The following is a 341-nucleotide window of genomic DNA, read 5'->3' as shown; positions in this document are numbered from 1 at the left end:
GGCGCTCTCCCAGCTGAGCTATGGCCCCATACAAAATTGGTGGGTCTGGGCAGATTCGAACTGCCGACCTCACCCTTATCAGGGGTGCGCTCTAACCAACTGAGCTACAGACCCAATTTCGAGCGCGTAACTGTTAGCTTGGAGCTATCAGCTTGGAGCTTAAAGCTGCTTCTATCGTCTTCTTCAATGAATCAAGCAATTCGTGTGGGAACTTATGGAGCAGCTGAGTCGTCGATTAAGGAGGTGATCCAGCCGCAGGTTCCCCTACGGCTACCTTGTTACGACTTCACCCCAGTCATGAATCACACCGTGGTAACCGTCCTCCCGAAGGTTAGACTAGC

1 tRNA gene and 1 rRNA gene are annotated in these 341 nt (G+C 52.5%); both read right to left on the bottom strand.

Annotated elements, in window-relative coordinates:
- Positions 1-37: 37 nt before the first annotated feature.
- Positions 38-114: transfer RNA gene (locus tag KW849_RS31075), tRNA-Ile, on the bottom strand.
- Between the two features lie 122 nt (positions 115-236).
- Positions 237-341 (bottom strand): 16S ribosomal RNA (locus tag KW849_RS31070); the annotation flags it as partial.

It is taken from the genome of Pseudomonas sp. PDM26, assembly GCF_019219185.1.
GTDB lineage: Bacteria > Pseudomonadota > Gammaproteobacteria > Pseudomonadales > Pseudomonadaceae > Aquipseudomonas.
This window is presented reverse-complemented; position numbering and strand designations above follow the sequence as displayed.